At 60.8% G+C, this 26,322-nt stretch carries 25 protein-coding genes; 11 read left to right on the forward strand and 14 right to left on the reverse strand.

Annotated features, from left to right (window positions below; translation table 11 throughout):
- Positions 1–193: 193 nt before the first annotated feature.
- On the forward strand, positions 194–460 hold the full coding sequence (locus OQ248_RS09000; RefSeq protein ID WP_163973858.1) for a DUF3077 domain-containing protein: 267 nt from the start codon (positions 194–196) through the stop codon (positions 458–460).
- A 58-nt stretch (positions 461–518) separates the two neighbouring features.
- On the opposite strand, the gene OQ248_RS09005 is transcribed toward OQ248_RS09000, so the two are convergent.
- Together OQ248_RS09005 and OQ248_RS09010 are read right to left on the reverse strand one after the other, a co-directional pair.
- Positions 519–1,229 carry an SDR family NAD(P)-dependent oxidoreductase gene (locus OQ248_RS09005; RefSeq protein WP_265812629.1) on the reverse strand — a complete coding sequence of 237 codons (711 nt, stop codon included), beginning with the start codon at positions 1,227–1,229 and terminating at the stop codon, positions 519–521.
- Between the two features lie 49 nt (positions 1,230–1,278).
- Positions 1,279–1,497, reverse strand: a complete 219-nt coding sequence (locus OQ248_RS09010; protein WP_265812630.1) for a 4-oxalocrotonate tautomerase family protein — start codon at positions 1,495–1,497, stop codon at positions 1,279–1,281.
- Between the two features lie 693 nt (positions 1,498–2,190).
- Between OQ248_RS09010 and OQ248_RS09015 the strand changes: the two genes are divergently transcribed.
- On the forward strand, positions 2,191–3,117 hold the full coding sequence (locus OQ248_RS09015) for a LysR family transcriptional regulator (protein ID WP_085712740.1): 927 nt from the start codon (positions 2,191–2,193) through the stop codon (positions 3,115–3,117).
- Here OQ248_RS09015 and OQ248_RS09020 read toward each other — a convergent pair.
- The 6 genes from OQ248_RS09020 to OQ248_RS09045 all read right to left on the reverse strand — a co-directional run bounded on the left by OQ248_RS09020 (position 3,034) and on the right by OQ248_RS09045 (position 7,732).
- Complete coding sequence (locus OQ248_RS09020; protein ID WP_007952614.1) at positions 3,034–3,351, reverse strand: AzlD domain-containing protein; 318 nt, start codon at positions 3,349–3,351, stop codon at positions 3,034–3,036. The two genes, OQ248_RS09015 and OQ248_RS09020, sit on opposite strands and share 84 nt — an antisense overlap.
- A complete protein-coding gene (locus tag OQ248_RS09025; protein WP_248744155.1) occupies positions 3,330–4,046 on the reverse strand; it encodes an AzlC family ABC transporter permease in 717 nt (238 codons plus the stop codon). The genes OQ248_RS09020 and OQ248_RS09025 overlap by 22 nt, the downstream gene beginning before the upstream one ends.
- A complete protein-coding gene (locus OQ248_RS09030) occupies positions 4,043–4,420 on the reverse strand; it encodes a GNAT family N-acetyltransferase (protein WP_265815077.1) in 378 nt (125 codons plus the stop codon). Before OQ248_RS09030 ends, OQ248_RS09025 begins: the two co-directional genes overlap by 4 nt.
- 79 nt (positions 4,421–4,499) lie before the next feature.
- Positions 4,500–5,246, reverse strand: a complete 747-nt coding sequence (locus OQ248_RS09035; protein ID WP_114881035.1) for a 2OG-Fe dioxygenase family protein — start codon at positions 5,244–5,246, stop codon at positions 4,500–4,502.
- Positions 5,247–5,478: 232 nt separating this feature from the next.
- Entirely contained in the window at positions 5,479–6,765 is a 1,287-nt protein-coding gene (locus tag OQ248_RS09040; RefSeq protein ID WP_085733304.1) for an OprD family porin, read from the reverse strand.
- 298 nt (positions 6,766–7,063) lie between these two features.
- Entirely contained in the window at positions 7,064–7,732 is a 669-nt protein-coding gene (locus OQ248_RS09045; RefSeq protein ID WP_265812631.1) for a DsbA family protein, read from the reverse strand.
- A 244-nt stretch (positions 7,733–7,976) separates the two neighbouring features.
- Here OQ248_RS09045 and OQ248_RS09050 point away from each other — a divergent pair, with 244 nt between their 5' ends.
- On the forward strand, positions 7,977–10,064 hold the full coding sequence (locus OQ248_RS09050) for a TonB-dependent siderophore receptor (protein WP_265812632.1): 2,088 nt from the start codon (positions 7,977–7,979) through the stop codon (positions 10,062–10,064).
- Positions 10,065–10,128: 64 nt separating this feature from the next.
- On the opposite strand, the gene OQ248_RS09055 is transcribed toward OQ248_RS09050, so the two are convergent.
- The 3 genes from OQ248_RS09055 to OQ248_RS09065 all read right to left on the reverse strand — a co-directional run bounded on the left by OQ248_RS09055 (position 10,129) and on the right by OQ248_RS09065 (position 14,782).
- Positions 10,129–10,341 (reverse strand): hypothetical protein, encoded by a 213-nt coding sequence (locus tag OQ248_RS09055; protein WP_065257771.1) that lies wholly within the window; start codon positions 10,339–10,341, stop codon positions 10,129–10,131.
- Positions 10,342–10,586: 245 nt separating this feature from the next.
- Positions 10,587–11,693, reverse strand: a complete 1,107-nt coding sequence (aguA, locus tag OQ248_RS09060; RefSeq protein WP_114881031.1) for an agmatine deiminase — start codon at positions 11,691–11,693, stop codon at positions 10,587–10,589.
- A gap of 179 nt (positions 11,694–11,872) precedes the next feature.
- The gene (locus OQ248_RS09065) at positions 11,873–14,782 is read right to left on the reverse strand and encodes an aminotransferase (RefSeq protein WP_265812633.1); all 2,910 of its coding nucleotides are present in this window, start codon (positions 14,780–14,782) and stop codon (positions 11,873–11,875) included.
- A 180-nt stretch (positions 14,783–14,962) separates the two neighbouring features.
- Here OQ248_RS09065 and rfbC point away from each other — a divergent pair, with 180 nt between their 5' ends.
- The 4 genes from rfbC to OQ248_RS09085 all read left to right on the forward strand — a co-directional run bounded on the left by rfbC (position 14,963) and on the right by OQ248_RS09085 (position 19,257).
- On the forward strand, positions 14,963–15,508 hold the full coding sequence (gene rfbC, locus OQ248_RS09070) for a dTDP-4-dehydrorhamnose 3,5-epimerase (RefSeq protein WP_265812634.1): 546 nt from the start codon (positions 14,963–14,965) through the stop codon (positions 15,506–15,508).
- A 106-nt stretch (positions 15,509–15,614) separates the two neighbouring features.
- Positions 15,615–17,423, forward strand: coding sequence for an ATP-binding protein (locus tag OQ248_RS09075; protein WP_265812635.1), 1,809 nt, complete (start codon positions 15,615–15,617; stop codon positions 17,421–17,423).
- Positions 17,420–18,805 carry a sigma-54 dependent transcriptional regulator gene (locus OQ248_RS09080; RefSeq protein WP_265812636.1) on the forward strand — a complete coding sequence of 462 codons (1,386 nt, stop codon included), beginning with the start codon at positions 17,420–17,422 and terminating at the stop codon, positions 18,803–18,805. Before OQ248_RS09075 ends, OQ248_RS09080 begins: the two co-directional genes overlap by 4 nt.
- On the forward strand, positions 18,802–19,257 hold the full coding sequence (locus OQ248_RS09085; RefSeq protein ID WP_265812637.1) for a YiiD C-terminal domain-containing protein: 456 nt from the start codon (positions 18,802–18,804) through the stop codon (positions 19,255–19,257). The genes OQ248_RS09080 and OQ248_RS09085 overlap by 4 nt, the downstream gene beginning before the upstream one ends.
- 31 nt (positions 19,258–19,288) lie before the next feature.
- Here OQ248_RS09085 and cysQ read toward each other — a convergent pair whose 3' ends face one another.
- Both cysQ and nudE read right to left on the reverse strand, forming a co-directional pair.
- The gene (gene cysQ, locus OQ248_RS09090) at positions 19,289–20,122 is read right to left on the reverse strand and encodes a 3'(2'),5'-bisphosphate nucleotidase CysQ (RefSeq protein ID WP_119428629.1); all 834 of its coding nucleotides are present in this window, start codon (positions 20,120–20,122) and stop codon (positions 19,289–19,291) included.
- 5 nt (positions 20,123–20,127) lie between these two features.
- The gene (gene nudE / locus OQ248_RS09095; protein WP_119428628.1) at positions 20,128–20,694 is read right to left on the reverse strand and encodes an ADP compounds hydrolase NudE; all 567 of its coding nucleotides are present in this window, start codon (positions 20,692–20,694) and stop codon (positions 20,128–20,130) included.
- An 88-nt stretch (positions 20,695–20,782) separates the two neighbouring features.
- Here nudE and yrfG point away from each other — a divergent pair, with 88 nt between their 5' ends.
- Positions 20,783–21,445 carry a GMP/IMP nucleotidase gene (gene yrfG, locus OQ248_RS09100; RefSeq protein WP_265812638.1) on the forward strand — a complete coding sequence of 221 codons (663 nt, stop codon included), beginning with the start codon at positions 20,783–20,785 and terminating at the stop codon, positions 21,443–21,445.
- 93 nt (positions 21,446–21,538) lie between these two features.
- Here yrfG and lysM read toward each other — a convergent pair whose 3' ends face one another.
- Positions 21,539–21,979 carry a peptidoglycan-binding protein LysM gene (lysM, locus tag OQ248_RS09105; protein ID WP_065257779.1) on the reverse strand — a complete coding sequence of 147 codons (441 nt, stop codon included), beginning with the start codon at positions 21,977–21,979 and terminating at the stop codon, positions 21,539–21,541.
- A gap of 137 nt (positions 21,980–22,116) precedes the next feature.
- Between lysM and OQ248_RS09110 the strand changes: the two genes are divergently transcribed.
- The 3 genes from OQ248_RS09110 to OQ248_RS09120 all read left to right on the forward strand — a co-directional run bounded on the left by OQ248_RS09110 (position 22,117) and on the right by OQ248_RS09120 (position 26,281).
- Positions 22,117–23,004: a LysR family transcriptional regulator gene (locus tag OQ248_RS09110; RefSeq protein WP_085712727.1), complete on the forward strand. Its 888-nt coding sequence runs from the start codon at positions 22,117–22,119 to the stop codon at positions 23,002–23,004.
- A gap of 92 nt (positions 23,005–23,096) precedes the next feature.
- Positions 23,097–23,936 carry a formate dehydrogenase accessory sulfurtransferase FdhD gene (fdhD, locus tag OQ248_RS09115; RefSeq protein WP_265812639.1) on the forward strand — a complete coding sequence of 280 codons (840 nt, stop codon included), beginning with the start codon at positions 23,097–23,099 and terminating at the stop codon, positions 23,934–23,936.
- Positions 23,933–26,281 (forward strand): FdhF/YdeP family oxidoreductase, encoded by a 2,349-nt coding sequence (locus OQ248_RS09120; protein ID WP_114881025.1) that lies wholly within the window; start codon positions 23,933–23,935, stop codon positions 26,279–26,281. Before fdhD ends, OQ248_RS09120 begins: the two co-directional genes overlap by 4 nt.
- Positions 26,282–26,322: the final 41 nt, after the last annotated feature.

Below are 26,322 nucleotides of genomic sequence, written 5' to 3' on the forward strand. Positions count from 1 at the left end.
CGGCTGTGCGTGGGAGACCTTCGGGTCTGCCGGGTTCCTGTATCTCCGGTTTATCAGCCTGCGCATAGCTGCCACCCATTCGCCTGATAACGAATTGGCAGCGCTCATTTGATACAGGGAGTTTCACAAATGATTAGCATTGATCCGTCCAAAGTCTGCCCTTTCCACCTTCCAACAAACGGTAGGTGAAGCCATGACCCATCCCCACGATCTGAAAACCCTCGGCCTCACCCACTTTTCCTTCCAGTCCAACCACGCCCTCTTCCGCACCAACCCCGGCGTCCCGGTCGTCACCGCCCTCTCCCACGCCTCGCATCTGCTACACATTTCCAAATTGCTCACCTCAGATACTTCTGCCGCCAACGATCCAGAACTCCACGCCTGCGCCTCGCAATACTTGCAGGAGTTGAGCAAGGCGCTGGTCGATGACGCAGTCAAAGTCCTGAGTCCGGATCCATAAACCGTCGCCCACAAAAAAGCCCTCGCATCTCTGCAAGGGCTTTGTGTTCCCGCATCAATCAGTGCCCAGCGCTCTGCCCACCGTCCACATGCAGAATCTCGCCTGTCACAAAGTTCGCGTTATCGAGATACACCACTGCCTGCGCAATATCGTCGATCTCGCCCATATGCCCAACCGGATGCAGCGCACCCAGTGCCGCGTGGGTTTCTTCGCCATGCATCGGCGTTTTGATGATGCCCGGCGATACCGCGTTCACCCGGATTCCGCGTTTGGCGTATTCGATGGCCAGGGATTTGGTGGCGGCGTTGAGGCCACCCTTGGTCAGTGACGCGAGGACCGAGGGCACGCCGTCGATGGCGTGGTCGACCAGGCTGGTGGTGATGTTGACCACGTGGCCCTTGCCCTGTTTTTCCATTTCGGCGATGGCCAGTTGGGTGATGTAGAAGAAGCCGTTGAGGTTGACCGACAGCACCGCCGCGTAGTCTTCCGGGGTGTAGGCGGTGAACGGCTTGGCGACGAAGATGCCGGCGTTGTTGACCAGGGTGTCGATACGACCGAAGCGAGCCACGCCTTCGCTGATCACGCGTTGAGCAGTAGCCGGATCGCAGATGTCGCCGGCGATGGTCAGGATCTGCGGGTCGTTCGACGGTTTGATCGAGCGCGAGGTGGCGACGATGTTGTAGCCCAGTTCACGGAAGGCCTTGACCATGCCTTCGCCCAGACCTTGGGAAGCACCGGTAATAACGACGGTTTTTTTCGACTTGCTCATGATGAAATCCTCAACAGATTGATGGTGATCGACAAGACAACGGGCGCGGTCAGGACTGATTCCGCTCCGCCAGTTGCCGGCGGTATTCGGTGGTGGTGATGCCGGCGTAGCCCCAGTTATCGGTGCCGACTTCTTCGATCACGATGTGGGTCAGGTCCGGGCGTTTGTTGAGGACGCGTTCCAGGGTTTCAGTGATTTCGGCGATCACCTGAGCTTTCTGCTCACGGGTAACACCGTCGCGGGTGATGCGTACGCTGACAAATGGCATGACGACGACTCCAGTGACCTGCCCTCGGGATGATGGTCAGGTGTTGGAGCTCAATTTAGACATGTGCCGGGAGGGGAAAAAGTAGGGGTGGAGTACTTCATTTGTGAGGTGGTGTAATAAATAGCCTGTAACAACAACATCAGAGCTCAAGCAAACGAACGCGCCAGTTCAGCGTGATTTAACGCCTTTTTCTGCATCTTCTTGAGCCTTCAGCAGCTCATCAATCGAACCAAAATACTGGCGAAGCAAGAGTGCTTCCCTCATGGCACGGACGGTCTTCTGCGAGGGTATCCGCACATGTTCGGGTTTTCGTTGAACCACCATCGAAATTACCTATTTCCAGACAATGCGACCTATTAGATGCGCTTACTCTGGCAGCCGATATCAGCTCATTCGCAGAGATCTCTGAGACCTGTCCGTAAAAATTGCGGGCAAAAGGCATCCTTCACGTCAGTCGTTTCCCTCGGAAAATCCCCCCAAACGCACCCAAACCGTGCACTTTTTTTGACCCCAATCACCCCCGCGTCACCAAAAACCCCGATCCTGTGTCAGCCTCCAGCCATCGGCAGGGACATCAATTCGCTACTAATTGCGCGACAACTATGCTCAGGTACAGGAATATAGCCGGCAAATGGAGCCGTTCAGGCCGTCACGTACACAACAATACCCAGCCCACTTCAGAGGGCATTACCCATGGATAGCAGAACCTTACGCAACCTCATGCGCATCGTGCAGACCGGCTCGTTGTCGGCCGCAGCTGAGCATTCGTGCCTGACCGTGCAGGCCCTGGCCGCGCAGTTGAACAAGGTCGAAGAACAGTTCGGTTTCCGCTTGTTTCGCCGTTCCAACAAAGGTTTGACGCTGACGCCGCAAGGCACCGAGCTGACGCCCTATATGGACAGAGTGCTGATAGCCACGCGGCAGATGGAAGAGAAAGTCGAAGCATTGAAGGTGCCGGGACAGCGCACGTTGAAAGTGGCGTTGAACACCACGCTGGACCCGGATTTCAACCGGCGACTGATCGGACGCCTGATCGACGTGTTTCCCGATTACCAAATGGAATTCAGCTACGCCGAGTCGATGGAAAATCTCAGCAAGCTGAAAAACGAAGACTTCGACCTCGCAGTGCTGATCGGTCCTCAGCGTCCGGGATTGCCGAGCATTGTCCTGCCGGAAGTGCAGGTGCAGGTGGTCGGCGCGCACTGCGGTCAGGAGAACGATCCGCTGACATTGCTTGGCAACAAGTTCCAGGTACGTCCTGCAGAAGATTGCCCGTATTCCCACAGTTTTTTGCGTTTTCTCGACGCCGGGCTGGGCAATCACGAGAACAGTCAGCGGACGATTTATTCCTGCAGCGAAACGCTGACCCTGTCGCTCATCACGCAGATGGACGCCGTCGGCATGGTCTCTCGCGAGGCCGCGCAGAAGAACGGCCTGACGATTTTCCCCGGGTTCGAGGATTTCCTCGAAGTGCGCCTGGCGGTGAACAATCCGGATCTGTCCGGCCAGGCGTTGAACGACGTGGTCGATCTGCCGCTACATGAACGAGCCGAGCGCAATGTACGCAGCCGTCCCAACCGCCACACTGAGAAAGAGGTTTTTGCTGAAATACGCACATAACAGCGTCGGAATCGCTGCATAGAATTCCGGGCGATCGAGCTGTATGTGCTGATCCTTGATCAACAAGGGTGTCAGGCTGATCGCAGCGACGATCGCCACCGGCAGGTATTCCAGCGCCCGGGCGACGAAGGGCGGCCAGTGCTCGGTGTTGACCTGCAACGGTAGCGCCCGAGGCAGAAAGGTCACGGCCATCATCAGCGCGACCACCAGAATCAGGAACGTTTGGTCAGGCATACACCGACTCCGCAGCCCACAAACGTGGCGATGAAAACGTTGAACGGCGAGCTGCCAACCAGACTCAGAGCGCCCATGCAGATCACCGCGGCCAGGGCGGCGATGAGTTTGTTGCGGGTGTTGCACAGCGAGACCAGCACATAAAGCATCATCGCGGTCAGCGCGTAGTCGAGCTGGTATTTGATCAGGTGCGACGCGTACTGCGCGCACAGGGCCCCGAGCAATCCGCCGATCACCCAGGAGGTGTGGCAGAACAGGTTGAAGCCGATCAGATAACGGATGTTCACCGGCGCACCGGTGCCGAGCTTGACGCTGTGGAAGGCGAACGATTCGTCGGTCAGGCCGCCAGCGTAGCACCAGCGCTCCATGCGGCTCAGGCCCAGCGCCCGCAGGGCCTTCGCCATGTAGACCGACATCAGCATGTGCCGCGCATTGATCAGGAACGTGGTCAGCACGATGGTGGTCAGCGACGCACCGCTGCTGATCAGCGCCAGCGCCGCGAACTGCGAAGCCCCGGCATACACGAACAGACACATTGCCACCGGCAGCCACAGCGGCAGCCCGGCGTTGACCGCCATCAGCCCGAACACGAACGACACGGTGAAATAACCGGCCACCACCGGGCTGGCTTCGGCAAACGTGCGCGACGGCTGACGGTCGACCATCAGCGGCGCACTGCCGGATGTTTCATTCATAGATCCCTCTCAAATGTCCGTTCGCCGTGAGGTTCGCAGAAACCCTGGGCAGTCCAGAAACGCTTGCCCGCGAGGTTAGCATCATCGACGAACAGGAACATCCGCAGCACACCGACCCGTTTCATGTCGGCCGACGCCGCTTCCACCAGTCGCTGGCCGACGCCCTGGCTGCGATAGCGCAGGCTGACCGCCAGATGGTTGATGGTGCCGCGACTGCCGAGCATGCCGCCCAGCACCGCACCGACGATCTCGCCATCGACGTCGAAGGCCAGATACGCCGTGGTGGTTTTCTGGATCAGCACGCCGCGCAGGCACTTGGCGTCCTGCCATTCACAGAACGACACTTCGTCGAACTGGCGGAAGAAGCGCTCCATGCGCTGCGCGTCCTTGGCCGTCGCGCGCCGCAGCACCACCGGCGTCGAGCATTCGACGCCGTCTATTTGGGTGATCTGATTAGCGAACAATGTCGAAAGCGGTCCCGGGCCGCGAGAAGGAAATCGCCAGAATCTGCCGGTACGCCATGGCATGGGAGTGGGTGTTGCGCGCCGGTGTCACGTAGTGGCGCATGTCGCGGTCGAGGAAGTAAGTGGTGTCGAGGATTTCCTGGTAGGTGGTCGACGCCAGTTGCTGCTCGTGAATGTCGTACAGGCGGCTTTCGGCACCCTCGACATTGTTACGGCCCCAGAAGTGCACACCGCTGAACGGATAACCGTCGCAGTGAATGCCTTCCGGCGTGATTTCCAGTTGTTTGCCGGGTTTGATCTCGATGCGGATCTGATGGATCTGGCATTGCCAGATTTCATCATGCAGCTCTTCCGGCAGCACGCTTTTGTACACTTCGAAATCGGTGTCGATCAGGCTGCGCATCACCGGCGATTCGATGACTTCGTCCGAGAAGTCCTGGAAGTGCCGCACCACACCGCCCACATAGGCGTTGTTCTCCTTGGACTGCACGTACGCGCGATGTTCCAGCTGCTTCAGCTCGCGAGTCTTGGGGTTGTATTCAAAGTCGCTGTAACGACGGTAACGCATGCCGGCTTCGGCCTGACCGTAGTAACTGTCAGGCTCCATGTTTTCCCAACTTTTGGTCAGTCTGACGAAGTCGGCGAAATGACCGTAGAGATTGAAGTCAGCACCCTGCACATTGGCGTACTTGTCGCGCCGTAGCGATTCGCCCACTTCTCTGGTTAAAACGATCATTACCAAATTCTCCGCTGCATTGAGCGGCCTAATCTATTAGGTGGAGAATTTGCGTCCATGAGAAAGAATTTCAGGCATTTAAAGCCCTGCTTGAAACGCGATTTGAAACGGCCTGAAAGTGCATTTCAAATGACAAAAACACGGGTTTTCATGTTTTTTTCAGAAAAACCGTCAAAAAAAAACCCCGAACCAGTCGGGGTTTTTTATCGCTTTTTGCGGGTTCAACCGATCATCAGAAGATGTTGATCGGGTAATCCACGAACACACGCAGCTCGTTGCCGCTGACGTTGTATTCGCTGGATTTCTGCGAAACACGCAGGATCGAGCTACGTACTTTCACGCTCAGGTCTTTGGCCGGGCCACTTTGCACGACGTACTTGAACTGGTTGAAGATTTCGCGCTCGGTGCCGCCTTCGCTGGTGGACGTGGTGATGTTGTCGCCACGCACGTACGCGAAGTTGTAGCTCAGACCCGGTACGCCGAATGCGCCGAAGTCCAGGCCGTAGCCCAGCTGCCAGCTGCGCTCGTCTTCAGCGTTGAAGTCCGACCAGTAGGAGTTGGCCAGGTAGATGGTGTTGCCACCGTCACCCACGCGACCCTGACCTTTCTGGTAGCCGCCGTAGGCGTAACCCAGGTTGCTGTCGCCGGTGGAACGCTGGTGCGCCACGGTGAACGAGTGCGGGCCGGTGGCGAAGGTCGCTGCCAGGCTCCAGATCTTGTTGTCGTCGCCGGTCACACCGTTTTCGCGGACATAGGAGTTGTCCAGCTTGGTGCGGTAACCGTTGAAGTCCAGGGTCAGGGACTGATCCTTGTCGATCGGGAACACGTAGTTGGCGTTCACGTATTGCTTCTTCAGCACGTCTTCGACGTCGGAAGCGTACAGCGCAGCCTTGAACTGTTCGGTGAACTGGTAACTACCGCCCAATACGTTGATCGACTTCAGACCACCGCTGTCACGGCCTTCAGCGCTCTTGCGCGATTCGGCAGTGAAACGACCGGCATCCAGTTGCAGACCTTTGATCTCTTTGGAAGTGATCAAGGTACCGGTGTAGCTTTCCGGCAGCAGACGCGAGTTGTCGTAGTTCAGCACCGGCAGGGCCGGCATCTGGTCGCCGTAAGTCAGGGTGGTGTTGGACAGGCGGAATTTCACCGCTGCGCCGCCCTTGGACAGGTCGTTGGCCGGTTTGCCGCTGTCGCCCTTCTTGAAGAAGTCGATGCCGCCGGCACCGCTGCGATCTTCGCTGCGCTCCAGGTTCAGGGCGTACAGGCCGAATGCGTCAACGCCGACACCGACAGTACCCTGGGTGAAACCGGACGAGAACGTACCGATGGCCGCCTGGCCCCACTCGGATTTGTCCTTGTTGCCGTCTTTGTAGTCACGATTGATGTAGGCATTGCGCAGCAGCACTTTCAGGCTGCTGTCTTCAACAAAACCCTTGGACTCGGCCTGGTCGTTAGCCATGGCCTGAGTGGCGCTCAACATCCCCAATGCGATCAGACTGATCCGCTTGTTCAACATTTTGTTTTCCTTATTACGGGTTGAAACGCGCTGTGTCGAACGGCTGAAACGGCGCTTGATGCACTCTTTTATTCACCCCGAAACAAAAAGGCCCGCTCAAGACAATGTCATGGCGGGCCTGCTCCTGATTTTGAGTCATGGCGGTTAGCCACAGGCGTTGGGCCGAATCGTAGCCGCGCCCTGAACAATGTGTCAATTTCAAGAATCGTCTTTAAATAGGCAAAAATCGTCTAATAAAAGTAAATTTTTCGAAAGCTTCGTGCGGGGAAATGCCTGTAGTCAGGGATTTGATGCCCGGTCACGCACAACCGTCAAGGCCACAGACCGGCAAGGATTGCGCGTCGGATGCCGACGGAATCGACTCGCTCAACCATTGTGCAAACGCCTGCGGTTTGCCGAGCCACGGGCCGATATCGATCAGGGTGAAGTGGCCGTCCTGTTCCAGCGCGAAGGTCGGGAAGCCCTGGCCGCCGAGTTTCGCCAACAATGCGCGGCTGCTCTTTATGTGTTGATCGGTATCGGTTGCCTGCAGAGTGTTGAGGAAAGTGTCCGCCTCGTAGCCCAGCGCTACGGCGCACTCCACGAGGACAGACTCATCGGCAATTCGCCGGCCTTCTACATAGTGTGCGGTTTGCAAACGACCCAGTAGTTCCAGGCCACGCCCATCGATGCTTTGCGCTGCCATGACTGCGGCAATCGGCGGAGCGGAATCAAATACCGCCGTGTGATCACGCAACAGGCCTTCGAAATAGGCTTCGCCGAACGGCTGTCCGGTGTATTCGGCAATGCGCCGGTCGTGGGGCATCACGTAATTGCGCAGTTGCGGTGAAACGCTCTGACGGTTGGCACCCGTCATCATGCCGCCCGCGTGGGCGATCACCGGCAACACTTGTTGTGCGGCCTGGACCAAAGGTTTGGCGCCGTAGCACCAGCCGCACAGAGGGTCGTAAATGTAGTGAAGGATCATCTGAAAACTCCGGGAAATCGATGGCAGCCACGTTAGTCCCTCGGCGGTTGCGGAAAAACGCCGGAATGGCTTTCAGTCTGTTTCGGCAATCGGTCGAATGCAGTCGTTATCCGCGCAGATACAAACCAGAAACAAATTGACACAATCAAACAACGGAACTTTCCCGGAATAATTAACGGAAGCAAATGCAAAGCATTACCATTCGCGCGCTCGAATTCTTCCACCCTTTCGGATGCGCTTTTCAATGCCTGCCCCGTTCCGTCTCACGCCCGTCACGCTTGGGCTTTCTGCCTTTTTGTCCTCCGGTTTCGCTTACTCCGCGACCGAGCTTCCCGCCACGTCGATCAGCGCCGAAGCGCAGGCTGACGACCCACGCGTAAAAGTCAGCAACACCGCGACCCGCACGTCCACCCCGGTGCGCTACGTGCCGCAGGCGATCGACTCGATCAAGACCGCCAACGTCGCGGACTACGGCATCAATGACATCGAAGACGCCCTGAGCGGGATTCCCAACGTCAGTGGCGGAGGCGACACGCGCTTCGACAGCCTGCGCATCCGGGGTTTCGATGCCAGCAACGACTTCTATCTGGACGGCATCCGCGACGACAGCCAATACAAGCGCGATCTGCACAACATCGAGCGCGTCGAAGTGCTCAAGGGCCCGGCCGCCGTGCTGTACGGCCGTGGCAGCCAGGGCGGGATCGTCAATCGCGTCAGCAAAGCACCCGAGGCCGGCCGCCGCTCGACCATCGAGGCCCAAGGCGGCAGCGAAGATCTGCGCAGCCTGTACGCCGACCTCAGCGCCGACCCGAGCGAGAACATCAGCCTGCGCCTGAACATGGGCAACATGGACGAGAACAGCTTCCGCGACGGCGTCAGTGGCAACCGTAAATTGTTCGCGCCGTCGATGAGCTGGCAGCTCACGCCTGACCTGAACTGGCTGGTGCAATACGAATACAGCCGCTACAACCGCACGCCGGATCGCGGTATTCCCGGCGTCGGTGGACGTCCGGCGGATGTCGGCCGGGACACGACCTACGGCAACGATCACGACTTCATCGACGACAAGACGCAATCCTTGCGCTCGCGACTCAGCTATGAACTCAACGACAACTGGCAACTGCGCCACACCCTCGGTGTGTTCAAGCTCGACAGCGATTTCGACAACACCTACCTCACCGGCCTCGACGCGAAAACCAGCAAGGTCACCCGCCAGCACTGGCAACAGGACCTGACCACCCGCAACGTCTACAACAACGTCGAGCTGGAAGGCGGATTCGATACCTTCGGCCTCGAACATCGTCTGCTGACCGGGATCGAAACCGGCAGCCAGCGCCGCGACCCGACGTTGTACAACGCGGCCACTGGCCGGGGCACTCAGCCGGTGCCGTCGCTGGATCTATACAACCCGGATCGCAGCCAGCGCCACACCGGGCGCATGCAGGTGTCGAGCAGCAGCCACACTGAAGTCGAAAGCCGCGCGATCTACGTTCAGGATCAACTGCGCCTGAACGATCAATGGCAACTGCTGGCCGGCCTGCGCTACGACACTTTCGACATCGAGTCGACCAACAAGCTGCGCAACATTTCCGAAGACCGTGACAGCCACAGCACCAGTCCGCGTTTCGGCGTGGTCTGGACGCCGTTGCAGAATCACTCGTTCTACGCTTCGTGGACCAAAACGTTCTCGCCGGTCGGCGGCGGTCTGATCGGTATCACCCCGGGTGCGGCCGGCAACACCAACGACCTGAGCCCGGAGCTGACCAAGCAGAAGGAAATCGGGGTCAAGAGTGACTGGCTCGACGATCGCCTGAGCACCACCCTGGCGATCTACGAGCTGGAGCTCTACAACCGCCGCACCACTGATCCAAACGACCCGACTCTGACCGTACTCAGCGGCCTGCAACGTTCACGCGGGATCGAACTGACCGGCACCGGCAAGATCGTCGGCAACTGGTACGTGCGCGGTGGCGTTGGTGTGCAGGACGCGACCATCGAGAAGGACAACAACGGCCTGGAAGGCAAACGCGTCAACAACGTCGCCAAGCACAACGGCAGCCTGTTCCTGACCTGGAAACCGGAGATGGGCTGGTACGGCGAAACCGGCCTGACCATGGTCGGTCAGCGTTACGCCGACAACGCCAACACCACCGTGTTGCCGGGCTACGGTCGCTGGGACGCCCTGGTCGGCTACCGCCACAAGGACTGGGACTTGCGCGCAGCGCTGAACAACATCACCGACCGCGAGTATTACTCGTCGGCCACCAGCGCCTTCCAGATCCAGCCGGGCGCACCGCGCAGCCTGGTCATGACCGGCACCTACAGCTTCTGATTCGCGCCCATAAAAAAAGCGCTGCCATCCCGGCAGCGCTTTTTACAATCCTTGTTTGTTCTTCTTATCCTTCCATCACATCCCAAAGTGCATCCAGTTCGGCCTCGCTGAACAGGCCAGCGGGGTAACGCTCGATCATCATCCGGCGCGGATCAGGTTCCCTGATCTGACGCGTTCCATTGGACTTCAACCAGTGCGCGACAATCTGGAGCGACTCACTATTTACAGCCATGGGATGCAACGTCCGCTCGCTGATTACGTTCACTTCGGCGTTCATTTCAGCGCTCTCTCCCCGTTCGTGAGCGGCTACGTTATCCAAGGTTTATGACAGAACTGTTGAAGTTCTCCCCCCTCCCTAGTGCGTCCTGAGCGATACAAGAGCTATGCCAACGTAATGAAATTGTCGACCGGCGGACATAAAGAAACCCGCAGTCCTGACGGGCTGCGGGTTTCTCTTCAAGCGAGGGCAACAAATGACTGCCCGGTCGATTTTCCAATCAACTCAAGCTGTTACATCCGCACTCACTCTTTGTGCGGCGCGGGTTGCTGTTGGGTAAGGCAGTGAATGTTGCCCCCACCCAGTAACAGTTCGCGGCCCGGCACCATCACCACTTCGTGCTGCGGGAACAGTTTCTGCAGGATCTCCCGGGCTGGCGCGTCCATCGGATCGTCGAAGCTTGGCGCGATGATGCCGCCGTTGACGATCAGGAAGTTCACGTATGAACCGGCCAGACGCACGCTCGGGTTGCGCTCCTGAGTGCCGTCCACCGGATCCACGCCCGCGCATTCCTCTTCGGTGGCAAACAGCGGCCCCGGGATCGGCATCTTGTGCACCGTGAACGGGCGGCCCTTGGCGTCGGTGCTGCTTTCCAGCACTTTCATCGCAGCCTGGCAGCGCGGGTAGTTCGGGTCCTGCGGATCGTCGGTCCACGCCAGCAGCACTTCACCCGGACGCACGTAGCAGCAGAAGTTATCCACATGGCCGTCGGTTTCGTCGTTGAACAGGCCGTCCGGCAGCCAGATGATCTTGTCCACCGACAGGTTGTCGCGCAGCACCGCTTCGATTTCTTCGCGGTTCAGGTGCGGGTTGCGATTGCGGTTGAGCAAGCATTCTTCGGTGGTGATCAGGGTGCCTTCGCCGTCGACGTGAATCGAACCGCCCTCAAGCACGAAGCCTTCGGTGCGGTAGCGCGGGCTGCGCTCGATTTCGAGGATCTTGCCGCCAACCTGGGAATCGCGGTTCCACGGCGAATACAGACCGCCATCAAAACCGCCCCAGGCGTTGAAATCCCAGTTCACACCGCGCACTTCGCCGCTGTTGTTGATCACGAACGTCGGACCGCTGTCGCGGACCCAGGCGTCATCGCTGGACATCTCGACCACGCGGATATTCGGTACATCGAGGCGCGCGCGAGCGTTTTCGTACTGGCCAGCGGAGACCGCCACGGTCACTGGTTCGAAACGCGCAATGGCCTTGGCCACGGCGGCATGAGCGGCCTGCGCCGGCTTGCCGCCCAGACGCCAGTTGTCCGGACGCTCGGGCCAGATCATCCAGGTCTGGGTTTGCGGCGCCCATTCGGCCGGCATGTAGAAGCCATCGGCGCGTGGGGTACTTTTCAAGGTGGTCATGTCGATCAGGACTCCAGGGAACGGTCGAGGTTGTTCAACGCGCCGAACAGGTTTGGACGACGGACGATGGCGACTTTATAAACGATAAATATCGACTTTAAAAGCGAAAAACAAATTACGATTTTTGATTTTGCCGATTAATACCGATAGAAATCGGCATTAATCGGACTACCACAGGCTCAGAGGCCTTCTTCCAGCACCTTCGACAGCATGTCGACAAAGAAATCCACACTCTGACGCGAAGTGACCATCGGCGGTTTGATTTTGAGGATGTTCAGGTCATCGCCGGTCGGCTGCATGAAGATCCCCAGCTCTCGCAGACGATCGCACAGCAACGTGGTTTCTTCGGTCGCCGGCTCGAGGGTCTGTCGATTGCGGATCAGTTCGACCCCCAGATAGAACCCCGAGCCATGCACCGCGCCGACCAGCGGATGTTTATCGATCAACGCCTCCAGCCGCTGCTTGAAGTGCCCGCCGACCACCTGGGCATTTTCCCAGAGCTTTTCTTCTTCCATGACATCGAGCACCGCCATGCCGATCTGGCAGCTCACCGGACTGCCGCCGGCGGACGAGAAGAAGTAGCCCTCGGCCTCCAGCGCTTCGGCGATTTCCCGGCGGGTGATCACCGCGCCCAACGGCTGGCCGTTGCCCATACCTTTGGCCATGGTGATGATGTCCGGCACCACGCCTTGCTCTTCGAAGCCCCAGAAGAAGTGGCCCATGCGCCCGTATCCGACTTGCACCTCGTCGGCGATGCACACCCCGCCCCGGGCGCGCACCAGTTCATAAACCTTTTTCAGGTAGCCCGGCGGCAGCGAAATCCCGCCCGCATTGCCGTAGACCGGCTCGCAGATGAATCCGGCCAGTTGCCGTTTCTGCTCGTCGATTTTCGCAAGGTTGTGTTCGACACTGCGCACGTAATCCGGCGCCGAATCGAGCCCCCTGAATTCACCGCGATAGATGTTCGGCGCAGTCACCGGGTGCACCCAGTCCGGACGGCTGCTCAGGGCTTGCGGGTTATCGGCAATCGACGTCGATACCGCATCCGCGCCGACCGTCCAGCCGTGATAAGCCTCCAGCACACTGAGCATGTCGCGCCCGCCGCTGTAGGCCCAGGCCAGACGGATTGCCAGATCGTTGGCCTCGCTGCCGCTGTTGACCAGGAACACCCGGTCCATGCCTTCCGGCGCCAGTTTCAGCAAGCGTTCGGAAAACTCCGCGACGGCCGCATAGTTGAACCGCGAGTTGGTGTTGAGCAGCGACCACTGTCGGCTCGCGACCGCCGCCATGCGCGGATGACCATGCCCGAGTACCGCGACGTTATTGAGCATGTCGAGGTAGGAGCGGCCCTGCATGTCGATCAGGTGATTGCGCCAGCCGCGCTCGATACGTGGCGGGTCGACGTAATAGTGTTTTTGAGTGCGGGCGAAACTGGCGTCGCGGCGCGCCAGCAGGGTTTTCGCGTCCAGCTCCGGCTCGGCGTCGCAGGCCAGGCCCAGCAGTGCTGCCGGCGATGGCGACAGCGCCTGCCACGCCGGCGCGCGGGTCGGCGTACAGAACAGCGGCACCTCCAGATGCTCATCGCGGATCAGTTGCACAATCAGCGGCCCGTCCACCGAACCGAGCACCTGTCCTTTGACCAACGCCGCACCACCCTGCAACGACGGCGTCACGCCCCACAGGCGCAGGCTCAGTTGCGGGCCGTCAAGTCGCAGCGCGCCGTCGGCCGACTGGCGCAGCACACCCGCAAACGGCGCTTCCACCGCCGTACCCTGAGGTACGCGCAACTCGACGTGCAGCGGAAATGTTTCTGGCTCCTCGGCGCTGTCAGGCTGGGTGCGGGACAAACGGTACTGCCCGTATCGACTGGCGGCGAGACCGTGGACAGCAGCGGCTTCATTCAACAGGCGTTGATCGATGCCTGGCTGTTCCCAGTTACCGGCCTCGAAATGCGCGCTCAATACACCCAGATCAATCAACGCGAATTCGCGCCCGACCAGACCCGGCAACAATGGTGCGAAGCCTTCACTGTCGATGGCCGGCAATGCCTGCCCGACCGCCGAGAGAATCGCCGCCTCCATCAGCGCCAGCGGCACCGACGTCGCGACCCGGAAGATTTCCCACTCATGGGTGAGATTGTCGCGGCTGTAGGTATTGCCCGGGTCGATGCTGACCTGTTGCTCGCCACTGAGCACCAGCACCGCCGCCCGCGCCACGATCAGCGGCCACAGCGCCTGCAATTCTTCGTGTTGCAGCGGATTGACCGCGTGATAGGCCTGCACCGCCGGCAGGATCACGAACGGATCGCCCCCGGCGTGATGCAGCAACGCGGCACAGGTGACCGACAGATCAGTGATGCGCCAGGTACGAACCAGATCGCCGAAATCGATGACGCCCTGCAACTGCCAGTGCCGCCGGGCATCACGTTGCCAGACCACATTGTCGTCGGTGATGTCCATGTGGATCGCCTGCACCGGGAGCTTTTCCAGCAACGGTTGCAGTCGGCGACGGGCCTGTTCGGCGGCCTCGGCGATCAGTGCGCGCTGCTGATCCTCGATCACCGGCAGCAGATGCTCGATCAGTGCGCTGGCGTGGCGCGCGTCCCACTGCAAGGTGCGTTCTAGCCCCGGGTGGTCGAACCCGGCCAGTGCCAGGTCCATTTCGCCGCAGAGCCGACCGAATCCGGCGACGACTTCGTGGCCAAGATGATCGAGCGCAGTCAGCGGTTGACCTTCGATGTAATCGAGCAGCCGCACGTGCACCGCTTCACCGCCGATCTCCAGAGACAACAGGTCCTGGCCGTCATTGGCCGGGATGACCCGGGGAACGTGGACATCGCAATGTTCGGCCAGATACTTCAGGCCGGCGTGCTGGGCCTGCAACTCCACCAGTGAATAGTCGCCCCGGCAGATCTTCAGCACGAACCGCCCACGCTCACTGTCCACGCGATAGTTGAGGTCCTGCTGACTGCCCAGCGCCTGCAACGTGCCGCCCAGCCCGTAATGCTGCGACAGTACCTGCAAGGCCTGCTCTGCAGTGACCTGTGGGCCTGGAAGACTGGCGCGGTGAATCAACGTGGCGAACGACATGGAACGACCCCTGAAATTTTATTAGGCGCCTATATCGCCACTGCTTCGGGCGATAAGCAACCCCCCGACCATCCGTCCCCCGTGCGTTGTGTGGCGGGCATATTTGCAAGTCTGCACTCGCGCCCACCGGCACTTTGCGCAAGAATGTCGGCCATCCACACCCGCCACTGGAAAATTTTCATGAATGTAATCACCACCGACCTGCCCGGTGTTCTGATCATCGAACCCAAGGTATTTGGTGACGAGCGCGGCTTCTTCTACGAAAGCTTCAACGCCAAGGCTTTTCAGGACGCGACCGGCCTGGATACACAATTTGTCCAGGACAACCATTCCCGCTCGCAAAAAGGCGTCCTGCGCGGTTTGCATTACCAACTGGAAAACACCCAGGGCAAACTGGTCCGCGTCACGGCCGGTGAAGTGCTCGACGTGGCCGTCGATATCCGTCGCAGCTCGCCGCACTTCGGCAAATGGGTTGCCGTACGTCTGTCCGCCGACAATCACCGTCAGCTGTGGGTGCCGGAAGGCTTCGCCCATGGTTTCGTGGTGTTGAGCGAGTTCGCCGAATTCCTCTACAAGACCACCAACTATTACACCCCGTCCGCGGAGCGCAGCATTCGCTGGAACGACCCGGATCTGGGTATCGACTGGCAGTTGGACGAAGAGCCGAAACTGTCGGCCAAGGATCAGGCGGGTGCACTGCTCAAGGACGCCGACGTCTTTTCCTGAATGCCTGTGTGAAACTTCAGCGGGACTGCGCACCCGACAACGGGTGCGCAGACTGCGACTGCAAGCCTAGGCATAATGCGCCTGTATCCACAGGCGCCCGATGCTCATGACTCCGACTCTTCCCCGCCGCCCCCGCTGGCGCAGCCTCGCCCTGCTGGCCCTGTGCCTGGCCCCGCTGCTGTGGCCACTGGAGCATCTGGCCGAGCGCTACTACCGCAGCGAACTGATCGGGCAGAACCGCCAGACGCTCGACCTCTACGTTGCCAACCTGCTGGGCACCCTGCATCGTTACGAAGTGCTGCCACAGATCCTCGGCGACCTGCCGGCCCTGCGGGCGATCATCGGTGCGCCGGACGACGGCGTCACCCAGGGCAATGCCAACCGCCTGCTGAAGAACATTGCTTCCCAGACCGGCGCCGAAGTCATGTACCTGATGGACACCACCGGCCGGACGCTGGCCGCATCGAACTGGGACAAGCACGACAGTTTCGTCGGGCGCAATTTCTCGTTCCGGCCTTATTTCAGCGAAGCCATGGCCGGGCGCCTGGGACGCTTCTTCGGCCTGGGCACCACCTCTGCCAAGCGCGGCTACTTCTTCGCCGCTGCGGTGCGTAACGGCGAAAAAATCATTGGTGTGCTGGTGATCAAGGTCGACCTCGATCACACCGAAAGTCTGTGGGGCAAAACCCCGGAGCAACTGTTGGTGACCGATCACAACGGCGTGGTCATCCTTACGTCGCGTCCGGAATGGCGCTTCCGCTCGACCCGCCCATTGAGTGGCGACGAACGCTCGGCAATTACCGCGATCCAGCCATACCCGACCCGCGAGCCGCGCCCCTTGAATCTCAGCCCGAGCGCCTGGCTGACCCAGACCCGGGACATCGAAGAAACCGGCTGGAGCGTCAGCATTCTTGCGCCGCGCACGCTGATCGACCGTCCGGTGCGCACCGTGGTGGCCGTCGGCGGCGCCACGTTGCTGGTGGTCATGCTGTTGCTCGGTCTGATGATGCAGCGCCGCCGCCATTACCTGGAACGGATCGCTTTCGAAGCCAAGGCGCGACGGGAACTCGAAGGCCGGGTCGCCGAACGCACCAGCGATCTGGAAGGACTCAACCGACGCCTGAAACAGGAAGTGCTGGAACGCGAACAGGCCCAGCAGGAACTGGTGCGCGCCCAGGACGATCTGGTGCAGGCCGGCAAGCTGTCGGCACTGGGCACCATGTCGGCGAGCATCAGCCACGAACTCAACCAGCCACTGGCGGCGATCCGCAGTTATGCGGAAAACGCCGAAGTGCTGCTGGACCATCAGCGCACCGACGACGCTCGCGGCAACCTCAAATTGATCAGCGAACTGACCGGACGCATGGCGTCGATCATCGCCCACCTGCGCGCTTTCGCCCGCCGCGATCGACACGCCCCGGAGAGCGTTGCCCTGCAACCGGCGCTAGACGACGCATTGGCGTTGCTGGCCAAACGTCGTCGGAGCATGGATGTCGAGCTGATCCGCGACCTGCCCGCCGCAACTTTGTGGGTCGAGGCCGGGGAAACCCGTCTGCGCCAGGTCCTCGGCAACCTGCTGGCCAACGCCCTCGATGCCCTGACCGAAAAAGGCCCGCCGCGCAAATTGTGGCTGAGTGCCGAATCCACCGGCGAGGGCGTCAACCTGTACATTCGCGACAACGGACCGGGCTTCTGCATGGAAGCCCTGGGCCGCGCCAGCGAACCGTTTTACACCACCAAGACTCGCACCCAGGGGCTTGGTCTGGGGTTGGCCATCTGCGAAACCCTGATGCGCGCCTTCGGCGGTGAACTGTCGTTCGCCAACCACAAGCAAGGCGGCGCCTTGATCACCCTGCGGCTGCGCGCCGGCGCGCCCGGGGTCAGCCTGCAACCGTCCGAGGATCGAAGTGCATGACCATCGACAACCGCATTCAGGTGGTGCTGATCGACGACGATCCGCACCTGCGTCAGGCCCTCGGCCAGACGCTGGATCTGGCCGGCCTGAAAATCCTTCCCCTGTCCGAAGCCAAGGGGCTGGCCGCCCAACTGGAGCGTGACTGGCCGGGGGTGGTGGTCAGCGACATTCGTATGCCTGGCATGGATGGTCTTGAGTTGCTCCATGAACTTCACGCTCAGGATCCCGAGCTGCCCGTGCTGCTGATCACCGGCCACGGCGACGTGCCGTTGGCCGTGCAGGCCATGCGCGCCGGCGCCTACGATTTTCTGGAAAAACCTTTCGCCAGCGACGCCCTGCTCGACAGCGTGCGCCGCGCACTGGCCCTGCGGCGTCTGGTGCTGGACAACCGCAGCCTGCGCATGGCCCTGAGTGACCGCAACGAACTGAGCGCCCGACTGGTCGGCCACTCGGCCCCGATGGCACGCCTGCGCGAGCAGATCGGCGCACTGGCCGCGACCAAGGCTGACGTCCTGATCCTCGGCGAAACCGGTGCCGGCAAGGAAGTCGTCGCCCGCGCCCTGCACGATCTGTCGAGCCGGCGTAACGGCCCGTTCGTGGCGATCAACGCCGGGGCACTGGCCGAGTCGGTAGTGGAGAGCGAGTTGTTCGGTCATGAGCCCGGCGCCTTCACTGGCGCGCAGAAGCGCCGGATCGGCAAGTTCGAATTCGCCAATGGCGGCACGTTGTTCCTCGATGAAATCGAAAGCATGAGCATGGACGTGCAGGTAAAACTGCTGCGCATGCTGCAGGAACGAGTCGTCGAACGCCTCGGTGGCAATCAGTTGATCCCGCTGGACATCCGCGTCATCGCCGCGACCAAGGAAGACCTGCGCCAGGCTGCCGATCAAGGACGGTTCCGGGCGGACTTGTATTACCGCCTCAACGTCGCGCCGCTGCGCATCCCGCCATTGCGTGAACGGGGCGAAGACGCGCTGGTGCTGTTCCAGCACTATGCCGATGAAGCCAGCGCTCGCCACGGCCTGCCACCCCACGAGCTGCAACCGGCGCAGCGGGCGCTGCTGCTGCGTCACTCCTGGCCGGGCAATGTGCGGGAATTACAGAACGCGGCGGAGCGTTTCGCCCTCGGCCTGGAACTGGCGCTGGACAACTCTCAGCCCGACGGCAGCAGCGCGACCATCGAGGTCACCAGCGGTGGCCTCAGTGAACAAGTGGAACATTTCGAGAAGTCCTTGATCGCCGCCGAGCTGGCCCGCTCGCACAGCTCGGTGCGCAGTCTCGCCGAAGCCCTGGGCATTCCGCGCAAGACCCTGCACGACAAACTGCGCAAGCACGGTCTGAACTTCGCCGACAGCAGCAACCATGGAGACGAATCCGAATGAAGCACGACAGCCAATATCTGGAATCCGTCCTCCATCACGACATTCCGTTGACCCGGGACATGGGTCTCAAGGTGCTCGACTGGCACGAACAGCAACTGCGCCTGCACTTGCCGCTGGAGGCCAACGTCAATCACAAGAGCACCATGTTCGGCGGCAGTCTGTATTGCGGCGCGGTGCTGGCCGGCTGGGGCTGGCTGCATTTGCGTTTGAAGGAAGAAGGCATCGACGACGGACACATCGTCATTCAGGAAGGACAGATCAGTTATCCGCTGCCGGTGACCGGCGATGCCATCGCGATCTGCCCGGCGCCGAGTGCGGCCGTGTGGAAGAAATTCCTGGCGATGTATCAGCGTTACGGGCGGGCTCGACTGACCCTGCAGACACGGATCGTCAATTCGGGCAGTGATGAGGAGGCGGTGACCTTCAGCGGGCAGTACGTGCTGCACCGCTGAAGGTTGAGCGTTCCCGAGTACGGGAACGCGCTTACGAACGGGCCAGTTCCAGCAACTTCGAGCGCCACGCCGCTTTCGCCGGCAGTGCCAGAAAGAACGCGTTGCGCAACGATTCCCGCGGCGGATAACAGAACGCATCGCCGTTCAAATCCAGGACCTCGCCGCCGGCACCTTCCAGCACACCCTGCGCCGCCGCCGTGTCCCACTGGGATGTCGGCGCCAGTCGCGGATAACAATCCGCCGCACCTTCGGCCAACAGACAGAACTTCAGCGAACTGCCGATGTTGGCCAGTTGCAACTCACCAAGGCTTGCACTCAAGCCGGCCAGCAAACGTTCCTGTTCCGGGCTCGAATGACGGCGGCTGGCGACCACTGTGAATGCTTCGCCAGGGCCAGGCACGTCACGCACCCGAATCGCCACCGGCGTGCCGCCCGTTTCGCCACGCCAGGCACCAAGCCCGGCACCGCCGACGTAGAAACGTCCGTTGGTGGGCATCGAAACCACCCCGAACACCACGCGGCCATTTTCGATCAGGGCGATGTTGACCGTGAACTCTTCGCTGCCGCTGATGAACTCTTTGGTGCCATCCAGCGGATCCACCAGCCACCAGCGCTGCCAGCCAGCGCGCACGCTTTGCGGGATGTTGGCGTCCTCTTCGGACAACACCGGGATGCTCGGATCCAGGGCGGTCAGACCGGCAACGATCACATGGTGCGCGGCGAGGTCCGCCGCGGTTACCGGCGAATCATCAGACTTGGCGGTGACCGCCACATTGGCGCGCCAGAACGGCAGGATCGCCTCGCCGGCTCGCAGTGCCAGCTCAACCACTGGCGCCATCATCGGATGGGGAAAACTCATCGACATCTCACTCATGACTGGAAAACGCCGCGCTGGGTCAGCAGATCGCGGGCCAGGTACAACGCCGCCAGGGCACGACCTTCGGAAAATTGCGGATTTTGCGCCAGCGCCGAAAGGTCCCGCAGATTGACCTTGTCCACCCGCATCGGCTCCGGCTCATCGCCTTCCAGTCGCTCTTCATAGAGATCGCTGGCAAGCACCACCTGGATTTTCTGGCTCATGTAGCCAGGGGACAACGACAACTCGGTCAGGTGCTCCAGTTGCCGGGCACCGAAGCCCGCCTCTTCCTTGAGCTCACGCTCGGCCGCCGCCAGCACATCTTCGCCCGGTTCGATCAACCCTTTGGGCAGGGACAGTTCATATTCGTCGGTACCGCCGCAGTATTCCTCGACCAGTACTGCGTGCTCGGCATCGAGCATGGCCACGATCATCACCGCGCCGTAACCGGCGCCCTTGCCCACCAGCCGCTCGTAGGTGCGCTCCACGCCGTTGGAAAAGCGCAGCTTCAGCTCTTCGACACAGAACAGACGGCTGGTGGCGACGATTTCCCGGGCGAGTACGGTTGGTTTCTGGCGCATGCAAAGCTCCTTGGCGTGAACGCGCTACTATAACGCGGCTTTTCCGATTGTTTGTGTCGGATATCTTTCTACCGTTCGAGACGTTGCCATGCCTTCATTACCGTGGTCCGACATCGATACCGTTCTGCTGGACATGGACGGCACGTTGCTGGATCTGCACTTCGACAACCACTTCTGGCTGGAACACTTGCCGCAGCGCTATTCCGAACTGCATGGCGTGAGCCGGGCCATGGCGGAAATGGAATTGCAGCCGTTGTTCGAGCGCCATGCCGGTCAATTGCAGTGGTATTGCCTGGATTTCTGGAGCGCGGAATTGAAGCTTTCGGTGCGTGAACTGAAACTGGAAACCGCCCACCTGATCGCGTTGCGCCCCGACGCCGACACCTTTCTGGCCGCGATCAAACGGGCCGGAAAACGTGTGGTGATGATCACCAATGCGCACCGCGATTCACTGTCGCTGAAACTGGAACGGATTGAACTGGCACCGTACTTCGAGCGACTGATCAGCTCTCACGATTACGGATTCCCAAAAGAGAACCCGCAGTTCTGGGATGCCCTGCAGGCCGATATCGGTTTTGACCCTGCGCGCAGCCTGTTCATCGACGACACCTTGCCGATCCTGCGCAGTGCGCGGGATTTCGGGGTGGCGCATCTGTTGGCGGTGAAGGAACCGGACAGTCGCAAGGGGCCGAAGGACACGGCGGAATTTGCGGCGGTCGAGGATTATCGGGATTTGATTGCGGGCCTATAGACCGCATCGTCCCCATCGCGAGCAGGCTCGCTCCCACAATGGAAATGCATTCCTGTGTGGGAGCGAGCCTGCTCGCGATTGCGGTTTCGAAGTTTAGTCAGGAATACGCAGCGTCTGCCCCGGATAGATCTTGTTCACATCCTTGAGCATTGGTTTGTTGGCTTCGAAAATCTTGTTGTACTGGTTGGCATTGCCATACACCGCCAGGGAAATCGCGCTGAGGGTGTCGCCCTTTTTCACCACCACAAAACGTGCGGCGGCCACCACTGGCCCGGTCACGGTGATCTGGTCATCGACACTGCCCACGCCTTCAATGTTGCCGACGGCCAGCAGAATCTTCTCTTTCTCTTCCTGGCTCGCCACCTCGCCGGTGACCGTCACCTTGTCGCCGTCCACAGTGGCCTGGACATTCGGGTTACCCAGCCCGACCTTGCTGATGTGTTCCTTCAACTGCTCGCTGGCATTGGCGTTGCCGGGGGTCAGCAGGTCGATCAGCTTCTCCCCCGCCTCTTTTACAAAGCTCAAAAGACTCATAGCGCACACTCCTTGATTTAAGTTCCAGACGCCCAAGCCTAGACCACCCCGAACCCCGCCGGTTCCGGCCCGACCAATGACCCTGCCCCCGTGCAAGCGGTAGAATCGCCCACCCTTGCCAGCGCCCCGGAGCGAAGATGGACATCAAGCAGCTGAAATTCCTCATCGCCCTCGACGAAACCCGCCACTTCGGCCAGGCCGCCGCCCGCTGCCACATTACCCAGCCGACCTTGTCGATGCGCCTGCGCAGCCTCGAAGAAGAACTCGATCTGCCGCTGGTCAATCGCGGTCAGCGCTTCGAAGGTTTTACCGCGCCAGGCGAGCGCGTGCTGGCCTGGGCCCGTACCGTACTGGCGGCTTATGACGGCTTGCAGGCGGAAGCGGCAGCCTGTCGCGGCAACCTGATCGGCACCTTGCGCCTGGGGGTGGTGCCGCTCTCGAGTTTCGATCCGCTGCCGCTGATGCAACGCCTGCACGCTGCACACCCGGAGCTGCGTTTCGAACTGTCGGCACTGAGCTCCGAGCAGATCCTCGAACAACTGGCGGACAACCGGATCGACATCGGCGTGTCCTATCTGGATCGTCTCGACAACGAACGTTTCGAATCCCTGGCCTTTGACGAAACCCGCATGGGCCTGCTTTACGATCAGCGTTCCTTCAGTTTCGGCGAAGCACCGCTGAGCTGGCAGGCGCTGATCGAACTGCCGCTGGGCATGCTCACCAGCGGCATGCACTTTCGCCAGTCCATCGACCACAACTTCCACAGCCGCGGCCTGACACCGCAGCCACTGTTACAGACCGACGCCGTGCATCAATTGTTACAAGCTGTGCACGGCGGATTCTGCTGCGCGATCATGCCGCTGGACGGCGGCCTCGAAAGCCTCACCGATCACCTGCGCCTGCAACCGATTGAAAACGCCCAGACCCTCGCCCGTCTGGGCCTGATCATGCGCCGTGGCGCCCCGCGCTCGGCGCTGGCCGAGGCCTGTTTCGCGCTGTATCAGAAATCGCCAGCGGCCGCTTGATCGACGGCATCTATCGATAGATCGACACTAGCGATTAGACGCGACAAGTTGCCGCGCCTAGTCTTAACGTTGATCAATCCGTCGGTGATGCCATGAACGCCAAGCGCCCGGCCTGCGCGGCGCCTGCACTCGAAACGCCCGCGCCCGCCGCCAGTCAGACCTACAGCTACAGCGACCTGCCCCTGGCGGAGTCGGCCAGCACCGCGCTGGCCGAGGAAGTCGCACTGGCGATTGCCTATAACGGCATCAGCCAGGCCGTGATGCTGGTGACACCGACCGACCTCGAAGACTTCATCGTCGGCTTCAGCCTCGGCAGCGGCATCATCGAAGACGCCACCGACATCTATGACCTGCAACTGACCGGCTCAGGCTCGGCGCAGTACGCCCAGGTGACCATCGCCAACCGAGCCTTCTGGAACCTCAAGCAACAACGTCGGCAACTGGCCGGCACCAGCGGCTGCGGTTTGTGCGGCGTGGAGGCGGTGGAACAGGCGTTGCCCGATCTCAAGGTCTTGCCCGGCGCGCCTTTGCCGCCGGTCGAATGGCTCGACGGTCTGCGCCAGCGCATCAGCGCCTTCCAGCCGCTCGGCCAGCATTGCGGCGCTGTACACGCGGCGGTGTTCATGAACGCCAGCGGTGAATTGCTGCTGGGCCGTGAAGACATCGGCCGGCACAACGCTCTCGACAAACTGATCGGTGGCCTGATCCGGCAAAAGATATCCACAACCGGCGGCCTGGCGATTGTCACCAGCCGCTGCAGCCTCGAATTGATCCAGAAAGTCCTGCGCGCCGGGATCCAGACCCTCGTCAGTCTGTCCGCACCCACCGGCCTCGCCGTGCAATGGGCCCGTCGCCACAACCTCAATCTCATCCACCTGCCGCAGAAGAATGCGCCGCGGGTGTATAGCCCAGAAATGGAGAAACACCCGTGAGCCAACACCATCAAGCCGACCAGAAACCCGTCCCGCGCTACAAGCCTTACAAGGGCGCAGCCGGCGGCTGGGGCGCACTGATCAGCGTGGCCCAGGCCTGGTTGACCAGCGATAACGCGCTGAAAAACCTGCGCATGATGCTCAAGACCAACCAGAACGGCGGCTTCGACTGCCCGGGCTGCGCCTGGGGCGATTCGCCGGAAAGCGGCATGGTCAAGTTCTGCGAGAACGGCGCCAAAGCGGTGAACTGGGAAGCGACCAAGCGTCGAGTGGACGCAAAGTTCTTCGCCAAGCACAGCGTCACCGCTTTGCTGGAACAGAGCGACTACTGGCTCGAGTATCAAGGTCGCCTGACCGAGCCGGTGGTGTATGACGCCGAAACCGATCGCTACAAACCGATCAGCTGGGACGATGCCTACGCGCTGATCGGCAAACACCTGCAAGCGTTGTCGAGCCCGGACCAGGCCGAGTTCTACACCTCGGGTCGCGCCAGTAACGAAGCGGCGTATCTGTATCAGCTGTTCGTCCGCGCTTTCGGCACCAACAACTTCCCCGACTGCTCGAACATGTGCCACGAGGCCAGCGGCGTGGCGCTCGCGCAAAGCGTCGGTGTCGGCAAAGGCACCGTGACCTTCGACGATTTCGAACACGCCGATGCGATTTTCGTCTGGGGCCAGAACCCGGGGACAAACCATCCGCGCATGCTTGAACCGCTGCGCGAAGCGGTGAAACGCGGTGCTCAGGTGGTCTGCATCAACCCGCTGAAAGAGCGCGGTCTGGAACGTTTCCAGCACCCGCAGCACCCGATCGAAATGCTCACCAATGGTGACAAGCCGACCAACACTGCCTATTTCCGCCCGGCACTCGGTGGCGACATGGCTGTGCTGCGCGGCATGGCCAAGTTCCTGCTGCAATGGGAGCGGGATGCGCAGAAGGCCGGTGCGCCGGCAGTGTTCGATCACGACTTCCTCAATGAACACAGCGTCAACGTCCTGGAATATCTCGGCGTCGTCGATGACACGCCGTGGGAGCAGATCGTCGCGCAGTCCGGCCTGACCCTGGTCGAGATCGAGCAAGCGGCGCGCATGTACGCCAAAGGCAAGAACGTGATCATGTGCTGGGCGATGGGCATCACCCAGCACCGCCATTCGGTGCCGACCATCCAGGAAATCGCCAACCTGATGCTGCTGCGCGGCAACATCGGCAAGCCCGGCGCCGGTCTGTGTCCGGTGCGTGGCCACAGCAACGTGCAGGGCGACCGCACCATGGGCATCAACGAGCGTCCGCCGGTGGCGTTCCTCGATTCCCTGGAACGGCGCTTCCAGTTCAAGGTGCCGCGCCACAACGGGCACAACGTGGTCGAAGCGATCCACGCGATGGCCGAAGGTCGCGCCAAGGTGTTCATCGGTCTGGGCGGCAACTTCGCCCAGGCCACGCCGGACAGCCCGCGCACCTTCCAGGCCCTGCGCAACTGCGACCTGACCGTGCAGATCAGCACCAAGCTCAACCGCAGCCACCTGGCCCACGGCAAGGACGCATTGATCCTGCCGTGCCTGGGCCGTACCGACATCGACATCCAGACCGAAGGCCCGCAAGCCGTCACCGTGGAAGACTCGTTCAGCATGGTGCACGCCTCCAACGGTCAGTTGCAGCCGCTGTCGAACCAGATGCGCTCGGAGCCGTCGATCATCGCCGGCATCGCCGCCGCGACCCTGGGCAGCAAACCGGTGGACTGGAACTGGCTGGTGGCCGACTACCGGCGCATCCGCGAACTGATCGCCGACACCATCCCGGGCTTCAAGGACTTCAACGAGAAGGTCAAGAACCCGGGCGGCTTCTACCTCGGCAACAGCGCCGGCGCGCGCAAATGGAACACCACGTCGGGCCGGGCCAACTTCAAACCGAATATGCTGCCAAAAGACCTGATTCACGAGCGCACCCGCGCCACCGGCAAACTGCCGGATCTGATCCTGCAATCGATGCGTTCTCACGATCAGTACAACACCACGATTTATGGTCTCGACGACCGTTATCGCGGGGTGAAGGGACAGCGTGATGTGCTGTTCGCCAACGAGGCGGACATCATTCGCCTGGGCTTCAAACCGGGGCAGAAGGCAGACATCGTGTCACTGTGGGACGATGGCCGCGAGCGTCGGGTAAAAGGCTTCACGCTGCTCGCGTTCGATATTCCGGCGGGTCAGGCAGCTGCCTACTATCCAGAGGTGAATCCGCTGGTGCCGCTGGAAAGTACCGGTGACGGCAGCCATACGCCGACGTCGAAGTTCATCGCCATTCGTTTGGAAGCGGCGAGCGAGACGGGGCTGATCATGGCCAAGTCGGCCTGATACAAAACTTTTCTACGCCCACAAAAAAGGCCGCTTTTGCA

It is taken from the genome of Pseudomonas sp. COW5, from assembly GCF_026240005.1.
Taxonomy (GTDB): Bacteria; Pseudomonadota; Gammaproteobacteria; order Pseudomonadales; family Pseudomonadaceae; genus Aquipseudomonas; species Aquipseudomonas kribbensis.